The following is a 24,025-nucleotide window of genomic DNA, read 5'->3' as shown; positions in this document are numbered from 1 at the left end:
TTGAGCCGTCGGCATGACATTAACGTAGGTAAGACACTGATTACAGGAGAACACCATGACCGCACCCATCCTGATTACCGGCGCCGGCCAACGCATCGGCCTGGCCTTTGCCAGAGCCTGCCTTGACCGCGGCCAGCCCATCATCGTCACCTACCGCTCCTATCGACCGGCCATCGACGCGCTGCAGAAGGCGGGAGCAGTGTGTCTCCATGCGGATTTTGCCACGAATGCGGGCATTGATGACTTCATCCAGGCCCTGAAATCCCGGACGGACACGCTACGTGCCATTATCCACAATGCCTCGGACTGGATACCAGAGAGCGAAGACTCCGACCCGGCAGACGTGATGAACGCCATGATGCAGATTCACGTGATGACACCTTACCGGATAAACCTCGCGTGCCGGTCGATGCTGGAGCAGGAGGGTTCGACAACCGACATTATCCACATGACCGACTACGTGGTGGAGAAGGGCAGCGCGAAGCATATCGCCTATGCCGCCAGCAAGGCAGCCCTGACTAACCTGACCCTGTCGTTCGCCCGTCTACTGGCGCCCAGGGTCAAGGTGAACGCCGTGGCGCCGTCCCTGATCATGTTCAACCAGGGCGATAGCCAGGCGTATCGGGAGAAAACCCTGAAGAAGTCGCTTATGGGAATAGAACCGGGGGCTGAGGTCGCTGTCGCCACGCTTCAGTTTCTGCTGGACAACCCCTATATCACGGGCCGCACCCTGCCCCTGGATGGTGGGCGCCATCTGGTTTGATACCGTTAAATGCCCAGCTCGGCCGGCTGGAGTCTCACGCCGGCCACCTTCCAGACCCCTTCAGTGAGCACCATCCGGTAATAGGCGTCCCATCGCTTGCCCTCCGGCCCCTGCAACCGCACCACCTGGATTTCAAAGGCGCCGTGGGGCACGCGCTGGGTAAACTCGATGGCCGTGGCGTTGTGCACCGCCGGGTAGGCTTCACGAACCATATCGACAAACACCTGTGACGACCCGAATCGACGCTTGATACCCTCGGAGGCGTGGGCCCAGGCCTGCTCCTCGTCGTTGTTCGCAAACGCTTCGATCTGGCGCAGGATGGTGTCGCGGATTTCTGCGTCTTTGTCACTGGCCACAGACTGTGGGGACCCGAGAACCGCGAAGCCAATGAAAGCCAGAAGCACGGGAATCAGCCACTTTCCGGAAACGATGTGTTGGTGACCCAAGATGGCACCTCTCTATTGTTCATCTTTTAAACAATACGGTCGGATCAGGGCTCCGGATTCGCGTTCCGCCAGCCAGCTTACTCTCACCGACGCGCCTTCTCCGGCCAGATGATCTTCATCAGGGCCCGACGCTTTGGATCCGGGAAGGCAATGGCGTTGTCAGACCTCGCGATTGAAAGGACCTCGCCGAGCATACGAAACAGTTCGATATTATCGTGAACACAGCGGGGAATGGCCTCATCCCTCAGAAAATCCAGGTAGCGCTCCAGATTCTCCTCATCAGGCCGCCAGTGATCGCCAAAGGCGTTCCGGAACAGGGCCCGGGTAGCAATGGCTCGCCATTCGTCGCGATACCCGGTATCGAGCCTTTCCGGATACACGTACAGATCTTTGATTTCCTGATCAATTTTCACTTCCACGCGGTCCGGGGGGAACAGCATCCGCATGGCCAGCAGGTCGTAGCTGTCATTCAACTGCTCGTCCACGGCGGCTTTCACCAAATCAATCCTGCTCATAGTTGCTCGCTTTATGACCTGTAACGGAAAGCGGTTCGTACCCTTCCTTACGACAACAAACCTGCGGGAGACTTCCCATGCACATGGACACTGGCGAACTGAAAAAACACAAGCACGACACGATTTCTCTGTTGGAGATTGTCTCGATGGAAGGACGCTATTATATGGTGCGGTTCTATCTGGAGGGTCAGGGCTACGTTCTGACGGACCCCTACGACAAGCCAGTCATGTTCACCGGCGCCTGTGCCGTGCGAGAACATTTCCACGAATACGAGGTCGAGCGCACCGAGGTGATTCCGCCGACTGGAACCGATGAAATGATTGGTATGCCTGACAGCGGCTCCGAAACCATGCGGGTCCCTCTCTAGGGCCCGCTTGACGTTCCCCTAGCTTCCAGCGAATGAGAGCGAATCCACCAGATCGGCGCCGTTGAAAACGGCCCCGTGAAAATCGCTCTCCGGTATCTGATTGAGCGTAAACACGATGGCACTGGCGGCCTGTTCGGCACTCAGGCAATCCCCCGACGTCAGACGATTGGCCAGCCACTCCGCGTGGGGCAGATCTAACTTGCCCGCCTTGTCGATATGGCTTCGAATACCCGGCGTATCCACCAGCCCCGGCTGAAAGAGGCTGACAACCGGCCCGTCCGACATGGTGTCGAACTCAACGGACATCTGACGCACCAGCCGACGCAGCGCCATCTTGCTGATCCCGTAGCTGCCCGTTCCGGGTTGCGCATGCTTGTCCATACCCGCACCAATCATCACGATTCGCGACGAGGGTTCACCCCCTTTGAGTATCGGTAACAACGATTGGGTGAGCAGCATGGGCGCGGACACGTTCACGGCCAGGGCTTCCTGGAAATCGATGAGCCCAAGGCTGGCAAAATCCGCAGCCGGCTCACCCACGCCAGCGCAATACACGAACGCTGAGAGATGATCGACGGCATCACTTAGCTGTTGAGCCAGATTGCGGGTGCTTTCGGGATCCGCAAGGTCCACTTCCAGCGTCATCACTTCACGGTCGGGCGCCTCCACGCGGAGCTTTGTCGCGACCTCCTCCAGCTTCGACACGGTGCGACCTGCAAGGATCAGGTCGTGGCCTTGAGCAGCAAGTTCCAGGGCCAGGGCCCGCCCAATGCCCGACCCCGCGCCAGTGATCAGTGTCCACATAGTGCTTCTCCCTTTTGCCGATAATTCACGACACCGTTTGTCGCGACGGGCCGTTATGATTTTTGGAGATCAGACGTTTCAGACAGTCCGCATCTGTGGTCACATACGGTAACCTGTAGCAACAGGATTGAACTGCACACCAGACAAGGAAATTCATGGCCGCACTCTCCACCGAGCCCACCGAGCAACGCGCCAGGATCGAACCCGGGTTTCACGCAATCCACGCCAACCATCTGGAAGACTTGCGCCGGGCCGTTGTCTACATCTGTCGGCACAACCCCATGCCGCCACTGGAGAGCGAGACCTTCCTGGTGCAGAGCAACGGTATTGCCCAGTGGCTAAAGCTGGCGCTGGCGGAGAAGCGCACCGAAGATGGCCTTGAGGGCGGCCTTGGGATTGCCGCCGGTATGGATTTCCTGTTCCCGGCCCGGTTTATCTGGCAAGCCTACCGGGCCGTGCTTCCGGACGGTGAGGTACCGGAACAGTCGCCCTTCGACAAACGGCGGCTGGTGTGGCGGCTGTACCGGTTATTGCCACGTCTGGTGGGGCAGGACGAGGCCTTTACACCGCTCGCCCGGTTTCTGGAAGGTAACGATCCGGACCTGCGCAATTTCCAGCTGGCCGAAAAGGTGGCCGATCTGTTTGATCAGTACCAGGTGTTCCGGGCCGACTGGCTGGCTGCCTGGGAGCAGGGCAAGGACGTGATTATCACGGCCCGGGCCGAGGAAAAGTCGTTGGATGCGGAAACCCGCTGGCAGCCCCTGCTCTGGCGCCGGCTGGTTGAGGATGTGGGCGCAGACGCTCATACCAGCCGCTCCCAGATCCATACCCGGTTCATGGAACAGGGCCAGCGACTTCAGGCGCCGGCCAACCCGTCCCGGCTGCCAACCCGGATCGTGGTGTTTGGCGTCTCGTCGCTGCCACGGCAAGCTCTGGAAGCCCTGTACGTCCTGAGCCGGTTCAGTCAGGTGGTGCTGTGTGTTCACAACCCCTGCCAGTTCTACTGGGCCGACATCATCAGCGACCGGGAACTACTCACCGCCGAACGCAAACGGGGCAGGACCCATCCGACACTTTCCGCCATTGAGGATCCGGACCAGCTGCACCAGCACGCCAATCCACTGCTGGCCGCCTGGGGCAAGCAGGGCCGGGACTACATCCGGCTGCTGGACGAGTTCGACAACCCGGACCAGTACCGGGGCAGCTTCCAGACCCCCGACCAGAAAATTGATATTTTCTCGGACCATGGCAACGAGGACGCACCGCGCCTGCTGCATCAGCTGCAGAACGATATCCACAACCTGACGCCCCTCCAGGAAATCCGCCAGCAACAACGACAACTGGATATTCAGCGGGATCATTCCCTGGCGTTCCACGAGGCCCACAGCCCCCAGCGGGAAGTGGAAATTCTGCACGATCAGCTTCTCGCCGCCTTCAACGTCGATCCCACGCTGCGGCCCCGGGACGTCATCGTGATGGTGCCCGATATCAACGTGTACGCGCCCCACATCCAGGCCGTATTCGGCCGCTACCAGCCGGGCCGGAAGCGCCACATTCCCTTCACCATTTCCGACCAGGGCCAGCGCCACCACGAGCCGGTGCTGATTGCCCTGGAAACCCTGATGTCACTGCCCCGCAGCCGTTTTGCGGTGAGTGAGATCATCAGCCTGCTGGAAGTACCCGGCATACGGGACCGTTTCGGGATCAATGAAGACGAGATCCCCCTGGCTCGTCGCTGGGTCGAGGGCGCCAATATCCGCTGGGGTCTGCACGGCCAGCACCGGGAAAGCCTGGACCTGCCCGCCGAGCTGGAGCGCAACACCTGGCAATCCGGGCTGCGTTCGATGCTGCTGGGCTATGGCATGGGCGACGATGAGCCCTGGGCCGGTGTGGAACCCTTCGGGGAAATCGGGGGCCTGCAGGCCAGCCTTGCCGGCCGCCTGAACGACTTTGTGCATCAGCTGGAAACCCTCTGGCAGGCGCTGCAGACCCATCGCACACCGGACGAATGGGAGGGCCTGTTCTCAGAGATGCTCGGGCAGTTCTTCCATAAGGTCGAAGGCAGCGACCTGTTGCTGCTGAACCGTTTCCGCCGCCAGTTGGCGCAGTGGCTGGAAGACGCCCTGGCAGCGGGCCTTGAGGAACAGACCCTGCCCCTGAACATCGTCAAGGATGTGCTGCTGGAGGGGCTGGATGAAGGCGGCCTGAACCAGCGTTTCCTGGCCGGCAAGGTCAATTTCGCCACCCTGATGCCCATGCGTGCCATACCCTTCCGGAAAGTGTGCCTGCTGGGCATGAACGACGGCGACTATCCCCGCTCCCGGCCGCCGGTGGATTTCGATCTCATGGCCCATGATTACCGCCCGGGGGACCGATCCCGCCGGGAAGACGATCGCTACCTGTTCCTGGAAGCCCTGTTGTCTGCCCGGGAGCAGCTTTACATCAGCTGGGTCGGCCGCAGCATCAAGGACGATTCGGAACGGCCGCCGTCGGTTCTGGTGGGGCAGCTTCAGGATCATCTGGACAGTCTCTGGTCTGTGTCAGGGCAACCCGAAACCAGGGTCATCGAGGCACTGACGACCCAACACCCGTTGCAGCCGTTCAGCCGGAGCTATTTCCCGAAAGCCAACGGGCTGGAGGCGGGTGGAAAGGGGGAAAACAGTTCGCCCCGTCCCCTGGCCGAGGTGTTGGAGGCACGCCGGTTATTCACCTACGAGCGGGAATGGCGCAGTGCCCATGGTGGTGAGGCTGCCGCGCAGACACAGTCGGCACTACCTTACCAGGCACCCGAAGAGCCCATCAGTCTGAACGATCTGGCGGCTTTCCTGAAAAAGCCCATCGACACCTTTTACCAGCGCCGGCTGCAGGTGCGCTTCGAGGATGTTGAAGACGACGACACCGACAACGAAAATTTCGAGCTGGACGGCCTGGACCGCTGGCGCCTGGACAACGAGCTGATCCAGGACGGGCTATTGAAAGCCAGCAGCGACGAGGAACTGCACGATAGGTTGCAGGCAACTCTGGACCGCATGGCGCGACGCGGCGACCTGGGTATGGGCGTGACCGAACACCGCCTGCGTTCCGAGCTGGCGGGGCGCTTGCCCGATCTGTTCGAGCGTTACCAGAACGCACTGGCTGACTGGCCGGAAGCGGTTGCTGAACCGCTGCCCTTTGATTACCGGTTTGAAAGCGCCCTGGGTTCGGTGGAAATCGCGGATCTGATCGACAACCTGCGCTGCAATGCCCAGGGAGAGCTGTGCCGGCTGGTGGTGGCGAGTTCCAGCCTGCTGACCGGTTCAGGATCCAGCAAGAAAGTACGCTATGCCAATCTGATGCGGGACTGGCTGATCCATCTGGCAGGCCAGCTCGGCGGTCAACCTTTTGAGACCCTGGTTCTGGGCAAGGAGGAGGGACGGAAATTCCGCCTTGCTCCATTGCATCCGGAACAGGCCAGACCATTGTTCGAAACGGTGCTCAGCGGGTGGATGGACGCCACCACCCGGGCGCTGCCCATTCACTGCGAGGCCGGCTTTGCCTGGATCACCAGTTTCTACGGCAGCAAAAAGTACGTCGGTGACCATGAACGAGCCATATCAGAGGCGCAGCAGGCATATACCATTGCTCTGGAGCGGGATACGGGTTACCTGAGAGGAGCCTTTGAAACACCGGAGCTGCTGATGGCCAGCGGTGAATTCGAAGCCCTGCTGCATCAGCTCTACGTGCCGGTTTGGGAAGCCGAGCAGGACAAATCGGCTGCAGATCAGATCGGAGGCCTGGAATGACCGAGCAGATGACCAACCGGAATCCGAACCTGGATCCCCTGGCACTGGCCCTCAACGGCAGTGCTCTGATCGAGGCCAGTGCCGGCACCGGCAAAACCTTTACCATTGCTATTCTGTACGTACGCCTGGTGCTTGGCCACGGCCAGTCGCCCGACAGCCCTCTGCAGAACCTGCTGCCTCCCAACCTGCTGGTGGTCACTTTTACCGAGGCCGCCACCAAGGAACTGCGTGACCGTATCCGCACCCGGCTCACCCAGGCCGCCGAGGTGTTTTCTGACGCGCCCGACGAGCCCAATCCACCCGCGGAGACGGCACTGATCTACCAGCTACGGGATGAAAGCTACCCGGATCCGGCCAGCTGGCCGGAATGCCGAAAGAAGCTGCTATTGGCCGCCGAATGGATGGACGAGGCGGCGGTATCGACCATCCACAGTTTCTGCAACCGCATGCTCAGCGAGCACGCCTTCGACAGCGGCAGCCTGTTCAAACTCACCCTCGAAACCGACCAGAGCGAATTGCTGGACGAGGTCGCCCGGGATTACTGGCGCACCTTTGTCTATCCTCTGCCGCCGGCGCTGATGGACGAGGCCCTGAGCCACTGGAAAACCCCCGGGGACCTGCGCCAGGGTGTTCGCAATCTGATTGACGATCCCCTGAGCCTGGGCACACCCCCGGAGAGCGTTCATAAAGCCATCGATCAGGTGGTCCGCCGGCGTCTGGAACAGTCACAGTCTCTGAAAGCCCACCCCTGGAGCCAGTGGCGCGATGACGTCATCGAGCTGCTGAGCGATCTGAACAAGAGCAAGCGACTCCATGGCGCCAGCAAGAATGCCATGATCAAGGTCTGGGATTTGCTGGTTGCCTGGGCGGAATCGGACGACCTTTTGCCCGAAAAGATCGATAGCGCCGCGGGCTTCAAGAATCAGACGCCCGAAGGGCTCGACAAGATTCTCAAGGGCGATGATCCTGCCCCTCATCACCCGGCCTTTGATGCCATCGGAGCGCTGCTGGATTTCAGCCAGAACCAGCCCAACGCCAAATCCGACATTCTGCGCCACGCCAGCCACTGGATTGCCGAGCGGCTGGAGTCAGAAAAGCAGAAACGCTCGGAAATGGGCTTTGACGATCTGCTCACCCGGCTGGACGATGCGCTGCACGGCCCCCGGGGCGACCAGCTGGCCGCGACGATCCGTCGCCAGTTTCCCGTTGCTCTGATTGACGAATTCCAGGACACCGACCCGGTGCAGTACCGAATCTTCGACCGCATCTACAACGTGGCAGGTGGCGATCACGGTACCTGCCTGCTGATGATCGGCGATCCGAAGCAGGCCATATACGGTTTCCGGGGTGCCGACATCTACACCTACCTGCAGGCCCGGCAGGGCGTGAAAGAGCGCACCTACACACTGGGTAAGAACTTCCGCTCCGCCAAGACCATGGTGGCGGCGGTTAACCGGGTCTTTGAACACAGTGACCAGAACAGCCGGGACGGCGCCTTCCTGTTCGGCAAGGGCGATACCTCACCGCTGCCGTTCCAGGGTGTGGACGCCCATGGCACCAAACGAAGCTGGTCGATCAACGGGGAAGTGCAGCCCAGCCTGGTGTTCTGGACCCACGAATCCGGGGAAGAGGACAGGGACGGCAATCCGAAAGGTATGGCCAAGGGCACTGCCACCGCCGATGTGGCGGAAACCTGCGCCAGTGAGATCGCCCAATTGCTGACCCTGGGCCAGGCCGGGCAGGCCGGTTTTGCGCGGCCCGATCATCCCGAGGATCTGGAGCCGGTTGCCCCCAAAGACATCGCGATACTGGTCAACAACCGCAACGAGGCCAGCGCAGTTCGGGAGGCTCTGGGCCAGCGACGTATCAAGAGTGTGTACCTGTCAGACCGTGATTCGGTGCTGACCTCACGGGAATCACAGGAAATGCTCTGCTGGCTTCGGGCATTTGCCGAGCCCCGGCAGCTGGCCTATATCCGCGCGGCCCTCGCTACACCCACCCTCGGTCAGTCCTGGCATGCCATGAATCAGCTGCTCACCGACGAGCTCGTGCTGGAACGGGAAATCGAGCGTTTTATTGGTTACCAGCAGCAATGGCAGAAGCAGGGTGTACTGCCCATGCTGCGAACCTTCCTGATGGATTTCGAGGTGCCAGGCCGGTTACTGCAACGCCCTGACGGCGAACGGCGGTTGACCGACATTCTGCACATTGCCGAGTTGCTGCAGCAGGACAGCCTGCAACTGGACGGCGAGCATGCCCTGGTGCACCACTACACCCAGATTCTGCGTGCAGCCGAAGAGGAAGATGAACACCGTACCCTGCGGCTGGAGAGTGATGCCGGCCTGGTAAAGGTCATCACCGTGCACAAGTCCAAGGGTCTGGAATACCCGCTGGTGTTTCTGCCCTTTGGCACGGCCTTTCGCGCCCAGAGTGAAAAGCAGGCCTTCGTGCGCTATCACAATGAGCAGGGCAGGCTGGTCACGGTATTCGACCCGTCGCCGGACGACGTGGCCAGGGCGGACCGGGAGCGCCTAGGCGAGGATATCCGCAAGCTCTACGTGGCCCTGACCCGGGCCCGCTTCGCCACCTGGGTCGGCACGGCGGCCCTGGACAACTGGCAGCAAAGCGGACTGGGCTACCTGATTGCCGGCGAAGGGCAAAGCCGTATCAGCGACTGCCTGGGGAAACTGGCAGAGGGCAGAGCAGAGATCCGGATAGCCCCGTTACCGGATCCGGACGATACGCACTACCACGAACCGGCGCCGGAAGCGCTTGGCCCGGCCATGGTCTCTTCCCGCGAGGCCAGAGAGGACTGGTGGATTGCCAGCTACTCCTCCATCGAATACACCGGCATGACCGGCACCGGGATCGCGTTTACCGGTGAGGTGGAAGATGCCCAGACCCAGAACCTGCTGGAAGAAAGTACCCTGGACGAAGAGGAAAACCCGGCTCAAATGGCCAACCAGCGCAACCAGCATAACTTTCCGAAAGGCGCCGGACCCGGCACCTTCCTGCACGAATTGCTGGAATGGTGCACACAGCAGGGGTTTCAGCGGGTTGTGGATAACCCGCCGCTACTTCATGAGCAGCTGACCCGGCGCTGCGGCACTCGTGGCTGGAACGAATGGGTGGAGCCGCTGGAGCGCTGGTTGCTGGCATTGATCAGCAAACCATTGAGCCTCGACCGGGCCGGTGCAGAAACCGTCTGCCTGGCGGACCTGATCACCCTGCGCCCGGAACTGGAGTTCTGGTTTGAAAGCCGCAACGTCAGTATCCGCAAACTCGACGAGCTGGTAACCGTGCACACCCTGAATCGCGCGGACCGTCCCCGAGTCGAAGAGACCCGATTCAACGGGATGCTCAAGGGGTTTATCGATCTGGTGTTCGAACACAACGGGCGCTATTACGTGCTGGACTACAAATCCAATACCCTGGGCGAAGACGACAGCGCCTATACCGATCAGGCAATGGGCAACGCCATCCTGGATAAACGCTACGATCTGCAATACGTGCTCTACCTGCTGGCCCTGCACCGGCTGCTTAAAGCCCGTTTGCCGGATTACGACTACGACCGACACATTGGCGGCGCGGTGTATCTGTTCCTGCGAGGCATTGATTCCAGCACAGGTGGCGCCTTCACCGACAAACCGCCCAGAGCCCTGATTGAACAACTGGATGCCCTGTTTGATGGCGAGTCGGTTGCGGAGGTGGCCGCATGAGCCGTTCCCGCTCCCAAACCGGAAAGTCCGACCACCAGATTGATCTGTTCGCGGAGGACATCGCTGCGGAAACGCCGACCGTACCCGCTGCCGGTGATACCACCTTCGATATCAACGATCTGCTCTCGAGCCCGGATAGAACCGAGACCCTGCTGCTGCACTGGCAGCAGGCGGAGTGGATCCGCGCGCTGGATGTGGGGTTTGCCCGGCTGATCCGGGAGCTCTCGGAAGAGCAGGGCGAACGCCCGGACCCACTGCTCCTGCTGCTGGCGGCACTGGTCTCCCATCAGGTGGGGCGTGGCCATGTCTGCGTCGATCTGGGCAATCTCCTGGCCGATGCCGGGCATACCCTGTCACTGCCGCCAGAGGAGTCGGTCCAGGAGCCGCTCACCGATTCCGGCACCAGCGAGCCGGACCGGCCCAAGCCCGCCGACGTGCTTGCACTTGTAACGCTGCCGGAATGCTTGATCATACTGGAAGGCGCCTGCGCCGTAAGTGATGGCTCACATACAACACCCCTGGTGCTGAACGGAACCCGGCTCTATCTGCGCAGATTCTGGCGCTACGAACAACGCATTGCGGCGGGTATCCGGCACCGCCTGGCTTTGCCATCACCCCTGGCAGATCCGGAATCCGGTCCGGCCCGCACCCTGTCTCTCGCTCTGGATACGCTGTTCCGGTCGTCAGAACCGGTGGATTACCAGAAACTGGCCTGTGCCCTGGCGGCCCGCAACCATTTCGCCGTGATCACCGGCGGGCCGGGCTCCGGCAAGACCACCACCGTGGTCAACCTGCTGGCGGCCCTGCAGGCCGTCGCCGGGGAATCCCCCGAACGGGCCGGTCGGAAATACCGGATCCGCCTGGCAGCCCCGACCGGCAAGGCGGCAGCCCGACTGAACGAATCCATCGGTGGTGCGGTGAGCCGGTTACCCCTTGCCGAACTGCCGGGCAACGTGGACCTGAATGATATCCCCACCAGGGTCACTACCCTGCACCGGTTACTGGGCAGCCGGCCGGATACCCGCAAATTCCGCCATAACCGGGACAACCCTTTGCTGGTGGATATCCTGGTGATCGACGAGGCCTCGATGGTGGACGTGGATCTTATGGCGTCGGTGTTTGATGCCCTGCCCGCCAACGCCCAGCTGATCCTGTTGGGCGACAAGGACCAGCTGGCCTCGGTGGACGCCGGTGCGGTACTGGGGGAGCTGTGCCAGCGGGCGTTGCTGGCGCATTACACTCCGGAAACTGCCCGGTGGCTGGCCGCCTTGGCCGGAGGCGAGATACCGGAGTCACTGGTGGACGAAACCGGCCAACCCATGGATCAGGCCGTGGCCATGCTGCGCAAGAGCTACCGGTTCCGGGAGGACAGCGGTATCCGCGCCTTTGCCGAAGCTGTGAATACCAATGCGCTTGATAACGCCATGTTGCGCCAGATCCGGCAAGCAGAATTCGACGATGTCATTTTGCTTAACAGCCGGTCGAAAAGTGGGGATACGGAAGACACCCTGGACCTGGTGTGTCGACATGCCATCACCGGCTCACCCGAGGCATTCCGAAATGCCGGGCAGGGCCGGCAAGTGAATGGCCAAAGCCTGCCACCACCCGTTGGTTACCGCCATTACCTCGAACGCTTGCAGAATCATGGCCTGAACGAAAACAGCCCCCGCGAAGACTGGGATGCGATGGCGGTGCAGCTCCTTGAAGCCTTCAGTGACTTTCAGGTGCTCTGTGCCCTGCGCAAGGGCCCCTGGGGCGTAGAAGGCCTCAACGACCGGATCGCAAAGCAGTTACTGGCTGAAAAACTGATCCCGCGGGCCGAGGGCTGGTATGAGGGCCGGCCTGTGCTGATTACCGGCAACGACTACAACCTGGGCCTGATGAACGGCGACATTGGCATTGCCGTCAACGTGCCCTGGGATCGGACCGACACCGGTGAGCCCCGCTATACCCTGCGGGTGGCGTTTCCGGATAGCGACACCGCTGGCGGTATTCGCTGGATCTCGCCCAGTCGTCTGCAGCAGCTGGAAACCGTGTACGCCATGACGGTGCACAAATCCCAGGGTTCGGAGTTCAACCACACCTGCCTGGTCTTGCCGGACCGTTTGAGCCCGGTCCTGACAAAAGAGCTGGTCTATACCGGCATCACCCGCGCCAGAAACTGGTTCAGCCTGATTGTTGGGGACATTCCGGTGCTCAGGGAGGCCGTCTCGCAGCAGGTCTCCAGGGCCTCAGGTTTGGCGCTCGCACTTGTGGAATCTACTGACTAATGGGTATCGCCTCCAGCTACATGTTCTTATATGATCGCCGGGAACTCTCTGACATGCAGTACGTGGAATGCCCTCTCATTCTTTTTATCTTCAGCAAGACGAAGCCTCACGTCTAAAAACCATTCTGGAAGGGACCGGCGCCGGAACCTGGGAATGGAACGTCCAGACGGGGGAGACGATTTTTAATGAGCGCTGGGCGGAAATCATCGGGTATTCGCTGGAAGAACTTCAACCGGTGTCCATTGACACCTGGATGAAGCACGCCCATCCGGACGATCTGGCTCTCTCAGAGCAGAAGTTAACGGCTCATTTCCGCGGCGACTCCGAGTATTACGAGTGTGAAGCCCGCATGCGTCATCGCGACGGCTATTGGGTTTGGGTCCGAGATTATGGTCGCCTCGTCAGTCGGACACTTGAAGGTGAGCCCGAGTGGATTTCCGGAACGCACATAGAGATCTCCAGCAGCAAGCAGTACGAACAGAGGCTGGAGCAAATCAAGGCTGAGCAACAGCAAACGATCCAGCGTTTTGAAAAAATGGCGTCGCTCTTGCCGGGTGTGGTGTTCCAGTTCGAGATCAAACCGGACGGAACCATGACGTTTCCCTATGCCAGTGCCGGCATTGAACGGGTCTATGGCGTGACGCCTGAGCAGGCGCTCGCCGATGGGACTATTGTATTCCAGGCCATTCATCCAGAAGACCGCGGCTTTGTTGAACAGACCATTAACCACTCGAAGAAAAGCGGCGAAAACTGGATCTGTGAATATCGGGTTATAAACGAGGGCGTGGTCAGCTGGGTTCTGGGCCGTTCCAAACCGGAATTCAAGCCGGACGGTACGGTCATCTGGCACGGCGCGATCCTGGATATCACCTCCCAGAAAACGCTTGAAGAAGAGCTCCGACAGACATCAACCACTGACGATCTCACAGGTGCAGCCAATCGGCGTCGCTTCACCGAGGTGCTGTCCTGGGAGTTTGAGAGGCTGAAACGGAACGGCGCCGGCTATGCGGTCGTACTCTTCGATTTTGACTGGTTCAAGAGAGTGAATGATCATTACGGGCACCACGTTGGTGACCTTGTCCTGAGGGAGACTGCCCACCGCATCAAAAATGAACTGCGTACGGGCGACACGCTGGGGCGAATCGGTGGCGAGGAGTTTGCCGTGCTCTTGCCTCAGTGCGACGAGAACAGTGCCAGGCAATTTGCAGAACGCCTTCGCCGATCCGTTGAACAATTGCGGTTCATTGGCTTTGATGAACTGCGGGGCACCATAACCTGCGGCGTTGCCATTTCCGACCGGACTGACGAAAAACCCAGCCAGATTCTGGTACGTGCGGACCAGGCGATGTACCGGGGCAAGGCTCAAGGCCGCAATCAAGTGGTCGTGTTTGACTACAACGATCAGGATTCCGGCTGAATTTCGGTATCCCCGCCATCAGACTGGTGTTGCTGGAACCACAGCCGGGCGTAGTGCCCGTTCCGGGCCAACAAATCCTGATGGTGTCCGCTCTCCACGATTTTTCCGCCCTCCATCACAAGGATGCTGTCCGCATCCATAACAGTGGACAGCCTGTGGGCAATCACTAGTGTTGTCCGCCTTTGGCTCACTTCCTTGAGCGCCGTAAGGATGGCCTGCTCCGAGAGTGAATCCAGGGATGACGTAGCCTCATCCAGGATCAGCAACGGCGGGTTCTTCAGAATCACCCGGGCGATGGCCACCCGCTGTTTCTCGCCGCCGGAGAGCTTGAGGCCACGTTCGCCGACTTTGGTTTCATAACCCTCCGGCAAGCTGTGGATAAAGTCTTCCAGGTGAGCCATTCGAGCCGCCCGGTACACCTCTTCCTCGGTGGCTTCCGGCCGGCCATAGGCCAGATTCCGGTAAAGGGTATCGTTGAACAGCACCGTATCCTGAGGCACCACACCAATCGCCGAGCGCAGGCTGTCCTGGCTCACCTGCCGAATGTCCTGGCCGTCGATCCTTATGGCGCCCTGATCGACGTCGTAAAAGCGGAACAGCAGGCGGGCGAGGGTGGACTTGCCGGCGCCACTGGCTCCCACCACGGCAATCTTGTGGCCGGACGGGATGGAAAAATTCACATCCTTCAGAATCGGGCGGTCCGGTCGGTAAGCAAAGTGGATGTGGTCAAACTGCACTTCGCCCCTATTCACGGCCAGCTCGGTAGCATCCGGAGCATCTTCAATCGCCGGTTTGTCCGCCAGCAGTTTGAACAGGCGCTCGACATTCACCAGTGCCTGCCGGATTTCGCGATAGACAAACCCCAGGGCGTTCAGGGGAATGAACAACTGGAGCAGGTAGGCGTTGATCATGGTGAAGTCACCGAGGGTGATCTCACCACTGGCCACTTCCCGGACCGCCATGGCCATGATCACGATCATCGCCAGACCAATAATCAGTGCCTGACCGGAGTTAAGCGCGGCAAGGGACAACCGGTTTTTCAGCCGGGCCTGTTCCCAGTCGTCCAGATCAACGTCGTATAACTGCGCCTCATAGCGTTCATTGTTGAAGTATTTGACGGTTTCATAGTTCAGCAGGCTGTCTATGGCCCGCGAGTTCGACTGGTTATCCCGGGCATTGGCTTCGCGCACGAATTTGGTCCGCCACTCGGTAATCTTGATGGAAAACACCACGTAGACCACCACGGCCACCAGGATCGCCAACACGTAACCCACGTTGAACACCACGAACAGGATGCCGGCGACCATCAGGATTTCCAGGAGGGTTGGCACAATGTTGAACAGGGTAAAGCGCAGCAGGAAGCTGATGCCGTTGGTGCCCCGCTCAATATCCCGGGCCAGGCCACCGGTCTTGCGGTCCAGGTGGAAGGCCAGTTCGCGCTGATGCAGGTGCTCGAACACCCGCAGGGACACCCGCCGCATGGCCCGCTCTGCCACCCGCGCGAAGACCGCATCCCGAAGCTCGTTGAACAGGGTGGCGCCAAAGCGCAACGCCCCGTAGGCCACTACCAGGATCACCGGGATCCAAAGCAGCATGTCCGCGCCCCGGTTCTGGTCCAGATAGTCGACGATGTATTTCAGGGCGATGGGCGTGGCGACGGTGGCCAGCTTGGCCAACACCAGCAAGGCCAGGGATAAGGCCACCCGGCCGCGGAATTCGGCGAGATAGGGCCAGAGGCCTGAAATGATTTTCCAGTCCGGTTTATGATCTGCCGGGTAATCGTTGTCGGCGTAGGCTCTCAATTCATGTTCCTTCCGCTTCGGAGTAGTCGAGCGCGCGGGTGGAGCAGCTTGCCAGGACACGCTGTAAATACGTCCCTGTACGCTCGGCGAAAGCCATCCCTGGCTTTCGACGGTCCTGGCAAGCTGCTCCACCCGCACGCTCTTGCGTAGCTGTATGATAGGTCTTGTATGGAGTACAAACCGTATTGTTAGCGGAGTCTACAGCACCCCGTATCCAGGAGGCACATCATTAACACTCGTCACCGCAAGGCCCTGAGACTGGTCATCGACTTTATCAGCCCCTATCGCCGGGCCGTCGCAGGTGCCCTGGTGGCGCTGATTTTTACGGCCGGTATTACGCTCGGGTTAGGGCAGGGTTTACGTATTCTTGTCGATCAGGGATTAGCCACCGAGTCGCCGGAGAATCTGGCCAGAGCCATCGGTCTGTTTTTCATCCTGGTATTGGGGCTCGCATTTGGCTCGTTTGCCCGGTTCTATCTCGTGTCCTGGATCGGCGAGCGGGTGGTGGCGGATATTCGCAAGAAGGTGTTTAACCACCTGATTGATCTTCATCCGGGCTTTTTCGAGCAGAACCGGGCCCTGGAAATCCAGTCCCGGTTCACCGCCGATACCACGGTTCTGCAGTCGGTGATTGGCTCCACGGTTTCCATTGCGCTGCGCAATGCCCTGATGCTGGTCGGGGGGTTGCTGCTGCTGTTCATCACCAACGCCAAACTGGCGAGCATTATTCTGCTGGGCTTTCCCCTAGTGATCGCGCCTATTCTGTTCTATGGCCGGCGGGTGCGGGCTCTTTCCCGTTTAAGCCAAGACCGGGTTGCCGATGTTGGCAGTTACGTGGGCGAGAACCTCACGCAGATCAAGACCGTTCAGGCCTTCAACCATCAGCCCCACGACCGCAAATATTTTTCCGAAGTGTCTGAACGGGCGTTCGAGATCGCCCGCCAGCGTATCCGTCAGCGCGCCTGGCTGACCACACTGGCCATTTCCCTGGTGATGGGCGCTGTGGGCATCGTTATCTGGATAGGGGGCCTGGACGTTATTCACGGCCGGATCAGCCCGGGTGAGCTGGCAGCCTTTGTCTTCTACAGTCTTCTGGTGGGTGTTGCTGCCGGCGCCATCAGCGAGGTCATCGGCGAGTTGCAGAGGGCTGCGGGGTCGGCGGCGCGGCTGTTTGAACTGCTGCAGACGGAGCCGGCGTTTGAGCGCAAAGAGTCGACGCTGAAACTGCCTGAACACGTGCAGGGAGCAATCCGGATTGACCGGCTCAGCTTCAGCTATCCGGGGCGGCTGGAACAGCCCGCGCTTACGGATCTTACGCTTGAAGTTAAAGCTGGCGAGACCCTGGCCCTGGTGGGCCCGTCCGGAGCCGGCAAATCCACCCTGTTTGATCTGTTACTGCACTTTTACCAGCCGACAGGGGGCCGAATTCTGATCGACGGTCTCGACACGGCCGAGCTGTCTCTCGATGCCCTGCGCCGGTGTTTTTCACTGGTGCCTCAGAATCCCGCCCTGTTCCATGGCACCGTGGCCGACAATATCCGCTATGCCCGGCCCGATGCCAACCAGGAGGATGTCGAACGGGCTGCGAAAATCGCCCATGCCCATGATTTCATCCAGAGCCTGCCAAAGGGCTACGAGACGCCACTCGGGGATGCTGGCCTGGGCCTGTCCGGTGGCCAGAAACAGCGTCTTGCCATTGCCCGCGCGCTGCTGGCCGATGCCCCGATCCTGTTACTGGATGAAGCTACCAGTGCCCTGGATGCGGAAAGTGAAAACCTGATCCAACAGGCTATGCCGGCGCTCACCGCCGGGAGAACCACCCTGGTGATTGCCCATCGACTGGCCACTGTCCGGGACGCTGACCGTATTGCGGTATTGGACCAGGGACGCCTGCTGGCAGTAGGCAGTCACGAGGAGTTGATGCGCCATAACGCCCTCTATCAGCGCCTCGCAAAACTGCAGTTTCGGGACGATGCCGCCTGAGGGAGACAATAGTCGGTTTGTTTCCTGTGACCGTACTACTTACACTGGTAGGTGAAACTTTCGAACCTGAACCCAGGGAGAATGGCAAAGTGAGCAATAAAGAATTGCAGGCACTCAAAGAACGCTACGTTGCGGCGGGCGCGGCAAGTCCCAACGAACAGTTTGCCGACCATGCAACGAATGCAGAGCTGTGGGATGCAGACGGCAAGCGCATGATCGATTTCGCCGGCGGCATCGGCGTACTGAACATCGGCCATCGCCACCCGAAGGTGGTGGAAGCGGTCAAGGCACAGCTGGACAAGCTGATGCATACCTGCCAGACGGTTATGCCCTATGAGGGCTACGTGAAACTGGCGGAGAAGCTCAGCGGTGTGGTTCCTGTGCGTGGCCACGCCAAGGTAATGCTGGCCAACTCCGGTGCCGAGGCCCTGGAAAACGCCATGAAGATCGCCCGTGCAGCGACTGGCAAAACCAACGTCATCTGCTTCGACGGTGGTTATCACGGCCGGACCTTCTACACCATGGCCATGAACGGTAAGGCAGCGCCGTACCAGACGGATTTCGGCCCCATGCCCGGCACCGTTTATCGCGCGCCTTATCCGGTTCCGTACCACGGGGTCAGTGAAGATGAAGCACTGCGTGGCCTGAAAATGGCCATGAAAGCCGATTCCCCGGCCCGCAACACCGCAGCGATCGTTATCGAGCCGGTGCTGGGTGAGGGCGGCTTCTACGCGGCTCCGACCAGCTTCCTCAAGGAAATCCGCAAGATCTGCGACGAGAACGATATCCTGATGATCGCAGACGAAGTGCAGAGCGGTTTTGGCCGGACCGGCAAGATGTTTGCCATCGAGCACAGTGGCGTTGAGCCGGATCTGATGACCATGGCCAAGAGTATGGCTGATGGCATGCCGATTTCCGCCATCGTCGGTACCGACAAGTACATGGACGCGTCCGGCCCGAACTCTCTGGGCGGCACCTACACGGGCAGCCCGACCGCCTGTGCAGCAGCCCTGGCCGTATTCGACGTGTTCAAGGAAGAGGACATTCTCGGCAAGTCCCAGGCGCTGGGCGAAAAACTGAAGCAGCGCTTCAGCCAGTGGCAGGAACAGTTTGCCCACGTCGACAATGTGCGCAACCTCGGTCCCATGGCTGCGTTTGAGCTGGTGGAAAGCAAGGAAAGCCGTACGCCCAAGCCGGAACTGGCAGCGGCGGTAACCAAGAAGGCGAAGGAGAAGGGTCTGATTCTCCTGAGCTGTGGTATGTACGGCAACACCTTGCGGTTCCTGATGCCGGTCACCATCGAAGACGAGGTGCTGGAAGAAGGGCTGGCGATTGTGGAAGAAAGCCTCAAGGAAGTGGGTGCCTGATCGGCGCTGACGTTCAAGAAGAAACAGAAAAGCCGGGCATAAGCCCGGTTTTTTTATGCCCGTTTGGAAAGCGTCTATTCAGTCAACCCGCCGCTTCTGTGTGCGGTGACGGCGGTTACGTCCACACTTGGATTCATCGTATACTGCCCAGACTACTCCGGCAGTGCCTTCCGGCCTGCTCCAGTTTCACCAATCAGGCTAGAACATGACGTCTCCGAGCTCCGCCAACGTTCCGGACCACAAACCAAGGCCCTGGGTCGACTTGCTGGTCAGCATTATCATTCCATCCGTTATCCTAATGAAGTTCAGTGGCGAAGAACATCTGGGCAGCGTGAACGCACTGGTCATCGGCCTGGCGTTTCCACTGGGCTGGGGGTTGTTCGAACTGATCAAGTACCGCAAGAAAAACTTCATTGCGGTACTCGGTCTGGTCAGTGTCGGGCTGACAGGCGGCATTGGCCTGCTTGAGCTGGATGCGGGTTGGTTAGCCATCAAGGAAGCCGCGATTCCCGCGATCATAGGTCTGGCGGTACTGGCTTCCACACGAACCAAGTACCCTCTGGTACGCACCCTTCTGTATAACCCGAGTGTTCTGGATGTCGATAAGATCCACAAAACCCTTGAAGAACACAATCGGGTTGAGGAATTCGAGGCCCGCCTGCTCAAGGCGAGTTACTTCTTTGCGGGCACCTTCCTGTTTTCATCCATCATGAACTACGTGATTGCTAAATGGATCGTGGTCAGCCCGTCCGGTACCGAGGCGTTCAATGAGGAGCTTGGTCGGATGACCCTGGTGAGCTATCCCATGATCGCCATTCCTTCCATGATTATGATGATGTTGATCTTTTATTATCTCTGGCGCACCATCCGCCGGCTGACCGGGTACACGCTGGAAGAGGTGATGGCACCGCATCTGGCGGAGAAAGAGAGGGAGCGAAACGAATCGTCGGAATCGAGCACCGGTAAATAAAACCTCCGGTGGATCGTTGCCGCACGGGATCGAAAACAAAAAAAGCGGCGAAGGCTTGAAGCCTTCGCCGCTTTTTTTTGTGCCTTTTGGACGGTTGTGATCAGACGTCCAGGTTGGTCACTTCCAGGGCATTGGTCTGAATGAAGTTACGACGCGGTTCGACATCGTCGCCCATCAGGGTTGTGAAGATCTGGTCTGCCGCAATGGCGTCTTCGATCGTCACTTTCATCATGCGGCGGGTCTCCGGATCCATGGTGGTTTCCCACAACTGCTCCGGATTCATCTCGCCAAGACCCTTATAGCGCTGGATATTCAGACCGCGCTGGGCCTCTTTCATCAACCAGTCCAGGGCACCTTCGAACGACAGCACCGGCTGCTTACGCTCGCCACGTTGGATATAGGCGCCGTCTTCAATGAGGCCATCCAGGGTTTCACCCATGCGGGCGATCGCTGCGTACGAGGATGATTCAAAGAACTCATGGCTGAATACATGCTCGTAGGGAATGCCATGCACGTAGATGGTTACCTTCGGCAGGTACAGCGCCCGCTCGGTATCCTTGGTGACCGAGAAGGTGTATTTGGTACCGGTGCGGGTATCCAGGTCCAGGCCATCACCAAGACGCGCAACCCAGCGAGCCACGGAAGCTTCTTCCTTCAGATGCTCAGGCTTGAGCGTGACGTTCTGGAGCATCTGCTCCAGCACCTTTGCCGGGTAGGCCCGGGACAGTCGCCCAATCATGTTCATGACCGCCTGGTAGTCCTTGACCATGGTTTCCAGAGCGGAATCCTTGATCGCCGGGGCTTCCGGGTTCACATAGAGCTGGGCACCTTCCAGAGCGGTCTGGGTGAGGTAAGCTTCCTTGGCCTTCTCGTCCTTCAGGTACTGCTCCTGCTTGCCACGCTTGACCTTGTAAAGCGGCGGCATGGCGATAAAGACATGGCCACGCTCGATGATTTCGCGCATCTGACGGAACAGGAAGGTCAGCAGCAGTGTCCGGATGTGAGAACCGTCCACGTCCGCGTCGGTCATGATGATAATGGAGTGGTAACGCAGTTTATCGGGATTGAATTCTTCCCGGCCGATACCACAGCCCAGAGCCGTGATCAGGGTGCCCACTTCTGCAGAGGACAGCATCTTGTCAAAGCGGGCTTTTTCCACGTTCAGGATCTTACCTTTCAGCGGAAGGATTGCCTGGGTCTTGCGGTCACGGCCCTGTTTGGCGCTACCACCGGCCGAGTCACCCTCCACAATGTAAAGTTCGGAAAGGGCGGGGTCCTTCTCCTGGCAGTCGGCCAGTTTGCCGGGCAGACCGGCGATATCCAGGGCGCCTTTGCGGCGAGTCATGTCACGCGCCTTTCGAGCGGCTTCACGAGCCCTGGCGGCTTCCAGCATTTTGTTGACGATGAGTTTGGCTTCGTTCGGCTGCTCCTGCAGGTACTCCGCAAAACTCTGGTACAGCTCCTGCTCAACCGCGGTCTTCACCTCGGAGGAGACCAGCTTGTCCTTGGTCTGTGAGGAGAACTTCGGGTCCGGAACCTTGACGCTGATGATGGCAGTCAGGCCTTCCCGGGCATCGTCACCGGAGGTCGCAACTTTCGCCTTCTTGCCCAGACCTTCCTGCTCGATATAGTTATTGAGGGAACGGGTCAGGGCCGCCCGGAAGCCCGCCAGGTGTGTGCCGCCATCGCGCTGGGGGATGTTGTTGGTAAAGCAGTAGATGTTCTCCTGAAAAGCATCGTTCCACTGCATGGAGACTTCCACCGCGATACCGTCTTCGCGCTCGCGATTAAAATGGAAAACGCGGTTGATCGGGGTCTTGTTGGAATTCAGATGCTCGACAAAGGCGCGCAGGCCACCTTCGTACTCGAAGACTTCTTCCTTGCCAGAACGCTCGTCGGTCAGACGAATGCGCACGCCACTGTTCAGGAACGCGAGCTCACGCAGACGCTTGGCGAGAATGTCGTAGTGGAATTCAATGTGGGTAAAGGTTTCCGGCGAGGGAATGAAATGCACCTTGGTACCCGATGCGTCGGTCTCGCCGACGGCTGCCAGAGGTGCATTGGGAACACCGTGGGTGTAGGTCTGCTCGTAAACCTTGTTGTCTCTACGAATGGTCAGGGTGAGGGTAGAGGACAATGCGTTCACCACCGAGACACCCACGCCGTGAAGACCGCCGGACACCTTGTAGGAGTTATCGTCGAACTTACCGCCGGCGTGCAGCACGGTCATGATAACTTCCGCAGCCGAAACGCCTTCCTCTTCATGGAGGTCCACCGGGATGCCACGTCCGTTGTCTTTCACGGTTACCGATTCGTCCGGGTGGATAATCACACCAATCTCTGAGCAGTAGCCCGCAAGCGCTTCGTCGATGGAGTTATCCACCAATTCAAAGACCATGTGGTGCAGGCCAGTGCCATCATCGGTATCCCCGATGTACATGCCTGGCCGCTTTCGCACCGCATCCAGCCCTTTCAAGACTTTGATACTGGAGGAATTATAGTTCGATTCACTCATTCGGAAACTCCTGAAGCGTGATAGGCCGGAGCATTCTTTGCTCTTCGCACCGGTCTTATTCTTCCGTCAATTTGCCATGTTCCACGTGGAACAATCTGTAATCCGGTGCATTACCCTCGGGCCAGAGCTGATCCACCATAGGACGCTCAATCGACGTGATAAACACCTGACAACGTAATGCCTGTAACCTGATAGCCAACATGGCGCGATGGCCCTCATCCAACTCGGCGTTAATATCGTCGAGCAAAAAGGTCACCTGCTTGCCCATGTCACTCAACACCATGCCTTGGGCAATCTTCATCAAAATCACCAGGGTTTTCTGCTGGCCCCGGGAGAACGTTTCGGCAACAGGCCTGCCCTGAAACTTCAACCGGATGTCTGCGCGATTCGGACCATACAATGTGTGCCCGACTTTTCGCTCCTGATCTCGATGGTCTACCAGTAATTCTGCCAGCGGCCGACTGACATCCCAGCCCGGGTAATACTCGAGCTTCAGACCTTCGGTCCAGGGTACCTCTACTTCCCGAACCAGCTTTTCAAAAGCCAACTTGAACCGGCCAAAGGTGCCGGCACGGGCCTCAGTAATGCGCTCACTCAGGGTAGCGTACTGATGATCCCAGACACGCATTAAAGCTTCGTCTAGTCTACCATTTCTCAGCGTTTGATTCCGCTGTGATGTCACTCTCTGGCATTGTTGCCAGAGAGATCCAAAGGAAGGTTCCACGTGGAACACTAACCAGTCCAGAAACTGACGCCGCTTCCCGGGTCCACCTGCCACCACATCAAAAACACCAGGATCGATCACAGATACCGGCAGATGCTTGGCGAGGGCAGAAAGACTCCTGACCGCCTCACCATCCACCCGTAACATCGTTTCCTTCTGACCCACATCCCGGGATATTCCCAGGCGATGCACCAGATCGGTCTCGCTGCCATGCCTGCGTGAGTCCAACCCATGATCGAGACCACCAAACACCGTCAGCCGTTGTTCGCCATGACTCACCACTGCCTGGTGTCTGTTCACCCGAAACGAACGGCCCAATCCCAGATAACCGATGGCTTCCAGCACGCTTGTTTTGCCGCTTCCATTTTCTCCGTAAAGCAGATTAAACGACGATGAAAAGCTGATCGGCGCCGACGACAGGTTGCGGAAGTTCTCAGTCTGGAATTTTACAAGCGCCATAGAAAAGCAGACTCGAAGGGGACGAGGGCAGGAACCAACACAAAACCCTTTAACGAAAAAGGCAGCGTTACCTTCCCGTCGGTAACGCTGCCCTAGTGTACAAAAGCCAATCGCTCAAGGC

The 24,025-nt window shown here is 59.2% G+C and carries 15 protein-coding genes; 9 read left to right on the top strand and 6 right to left on the bottom strand.

Annotated features, from left to right (window positions below):
• Positions 1-55: 55 nt before the first annotated feature.
• Positions 56-763, top strand: a complete 708-nt coding sequence (folM, locus tag MDHKLMBL_RS13210) for a dihydromonapterin reductase (protein ID WP_053113411.1) — start codon at positions 56-58, stop codon at positions 761-763.
• Positions 764-768: 5 nt separating this feature from the next.
• Here the strand turns inward: folM and MDHKLMBL_RS13205 are convergent, their stop codons facing one another.
• Together MDHKLMBL_RS13205 and MDHKLMBL_RS13200 are read right to left on the bottom strand one after the other, a co-directional pair.
• Positions 769-1,209, bottom strand: coding sequence for a DUF4864 domain-containing protein (locus tag MDHKLMBL_RS13205; RefSeq protein ID WP_092030643.1), 441 nt, complete (start codon positions 1,207-1,209; stop codon positions 769-771).
• 83 nt (positions 1,210-1,292) lie between these two features.
• Complete coding sequence (locus tag MDHKLMBL_RS13200; protein WP_053113409.1) at positions 1,293-1,724, bottom strand: hypothetical protein; 432 nt, start codon at positions 1,722-1,724, stop codon at positions 1,293-1,295.
• A gap of 77 nt (positions 1,725-1,801) precedes the next feature.
• Here MDHKLMBL_RS13200 and MDHKLMBL_RS13195 point away from each other — a divergent pair, with 77 nt between their 5' ends.
• Positions 1,802-2,092 (top strand): DUF6482 family protein, encoded by a 291-nt coding sequence (locus tag MDHKLMBL_RS13195; RefSeq protein WP_053113408.1) that lies wholly within the window; start codon positions 1,802-1,804, stop codon positions 2,090-2,092.
• Between the two features lie 18 nt (positions 2,093-2,110).
• Here MDHKLMBL_RS13195 and MDHKLMBL_RS13190 read toward each other — a convergent pair whose 3' ends face one another.
• Positions 2,111-2,896, bottom strand: coding sequence for an SDR family NAD(P)-dependent oxidoreductase (locus MDHKLMBL_RS13190; protein ID WP_053113407.1), 786 nt, complete (start codon positions 2,894-2,896; stop codon positions 2,111-2,113).
• 155 nt (positions 2,897-3,051) lie between these two features.
• Between MDHKLMBL_RS13190 and recC the strand changes: the two genes are divergently transcribed.
• The 4 genes from recC to MDHKLMBL_RS13170 all read left to right on the top strand — a co-directional run bounded on the left by recC (position 3,052) and on the right by MDHKLMBL_RS13170 (position 14,084).
• Positions 3,052-6,678: an exodeoxyribonuclease V subunit gamma gene (gene recC, locus MDHKLMBL_RS13185; RefSeq protein ID WP_104270978.1), complete on the top strand. Its 3,627-nt coding sequence runs from the start codon at positions 3,052-3,054 to the stop codon at positions 6,676-6,678.
• The gene (recB, locus tag MDHKLMBL_RS13180) at positions 6,675-10,397 is read left to right on the top strand and encodes an exodeoxyribonuclease V subunit beta (RefSeq protein WP_104270977.1); all 3,723 of its coding nucleotides are present in this window, start codon (positions 6,675-6,677) and stop codon (positions 10,395-10,397) included. The genes recC and recB overlap by 4 nt, the downstream gene beginning before the upstream one ends.
• Entirely contained in the window at positions 10,394-12,667 is a 2,274-nt protein-coding gene (gene recD, locus MDHKLMBL_RS13175; protein ID WP_104270976.1) for an exodeoxyribonuclease V subunit alpha, read from the top strand. The genes recB and recD overlap by 4 nt, the downstream gene beginning before the upstream one ends.
• A gap of 67 nt (positions 12,668-12,734) precedes the next feature.
• Positions 12,735-14,084, top strand: coding sequence for a sensor domain-containing diguanylate cyclase (locus MDHKLMBL_RS13170; RefSeq protein ID WP_104270975.1), 1,350 nt, complete (start codon positions 12,735-12,737; stop codon positions 14,082-14,084).
• On the opposite strand, the gene MDHKLMBL_RS13165 is transcribed toward MDHKLMBL_RS13170, so the two are convergent.
• Positions 14,069-15,886, bottom strand: a complete 1,818-nt coding sequence (locus tag MDHKLMBL_RS13165) for an ABCB family ABC transporter ATP-binding protein/permease (RefSeq protein WP_104270974.1) — start codon at positions 15,884-15,886, stop codon at positions 14,069-14,071. The two genes, MDHKLMBL_RS13170 and MDHKLMBL_RS13165, sit on opposite strands and share 16 nt — an antisense overlap.
• Positions 15,887-16,138: 252 nt before the next feature.
• On the opposite strand from MDHKLMBL_RS13165, the gene MDHKLMBL_RS13160 reads away from it, so the two are divergent.
• The 3 genes from MDHKLMBL_RS13160 (at position 16,139) to MDHKLMBL_RS13150 (ending at position 20,206) form a co-directional block, all read left to right on the top strand.
• Positions 16,139-17,869, top strand: coding sequence for an ABC transporter transmembrane domain-containing protein (locus MDHKLMBL_RS13160; protein ID WP_104270973.1), 1,731 nt, complete (start codon positions 16,139-16,141; stop codon positions 17,867-17,869).
• Positions 17,870-17,958: 89 nt separating this feature from the next.
• Positions 17,959-19,236, top strand: a complete 1,278-nt coding sequence (gabT, locus tag MDHKLMBL_RS13155; RefSeq protein ID WP_053115502.1) for a 4-aminobutyrate--2-oxoglutarate transaminase — start codon at positions 17,959-17,961, stop codon at positions 19,234-19,236.
• A 205-nt stretch (positions 19,237-19,441) separates the two neighbouring features.
• Entirely contained in the window at positions 19,442-20,206 is a 765-nt protein-coding gene (locus MDHKLMBL_RS13150; protein WP_008176596.1) for a VC0807 family protein, read from the top strand.
• A gap of 100 nt (positions 20,207-20,306) precedes the next feature.
• Here the strand turns inward: MDHKLMBL_RS13150 and gyrB are convergent, their stop codons facing one another.
• Together gyrB and recF are read right to left on the bottom strand one after the other, a co-directional pair.
• Positions 20,307-22,721 (bottom strand): DNA topoisomerase (ATP-hydrolyzing) subunit B, encoded by a 2,415-nt coding sequence (gene gyrB / locus MDHKLMBL_RS13145; protein WP_008172535.1) that lies wholly within the window; start codon positions 22,719-22,721, stop codon positions 20,307-20,309.
• A gap of 55 nt (positions 22,722-22,776) precedes the next feature.
• Positions 22,777-23,904: a DNA replication/repair protein RecF gene (gene recF, locus MDHKLMBL_RS13140; RefSeq protein ID WP_104270972.1), complete on the bottom strand. Its 1,128-nt coding sequence runs from the start codon at positions 23,902-23,904 to the stop codon at positions 22,777-22,779.
• Between the last annotated feature and the right edge of the window lie 121 nt (positions 23,905-24,025).

The organism is Marinobacter flavimaris (assembly GCF_002933295.1).
GTDB classification, from domain to species: domain Bacteria; phylum Pseudomonadota; class Gammaproteobacteria; order Pseudomonadales; family Oleiphilaceae; genus Marinobacter; species Marinobacter flavimaris.
Note: the sequence above shows the minus strand (reverse complement) of the source record. Positions and strands in the feature narration are given on the sequence as shown.